This is a genomic window from Azospirillum griseum (genome assembly GCF_003966125.1).
Classification (GTDB): domain Bacteria; phylum Pseudomonadota; class Alphaproteobacteria; order Azospirillales; family Azospirillaceae; genus Azospirillum; species Azospirillum griseum.
Map to the genome: position 1 here is coordinate 1 of NZ_RXMA01000204.1, position 230 is coordinate 230.

At 67.0% G+C, this 230-nt stretch carries 1 protein-coding gene; it reads left to right on the forward strand.

Features of this window, described 5'->3' with window-relative positions:
• Nucleotides 1-230, forward strand: a 230-nt coding sequence (locus tag EJ903_RS26785) for an SNF2-related protein (RefSeq protein WP_148105351.1), incomplete at both ends; no start/stop codon positions are given.

Below are 230 nucleotides of genomic sequence, written 5' to 3' on the forward strand. Positions count from 1 at the left end.
GCCAGCGAGCTGCCGCCGAAGACCGAGATGGTCGAGCGGGTTGATCCCCAGGCCGCCCAGCGCGATTTGTACGAAACGATCCGGCTGGCGATGGACCAGCGGGTGCGCGAGGAAATCGCCCGCAAGGGCTTGGCCCGCAGCCACATCACGATTTTGGACGCGCTGTTGAAGCTGCGGCAGGTCTGCTGCGATCCCCGGCTGGTCAAGCTGGAGAGCGCGCGCAAGCGGGT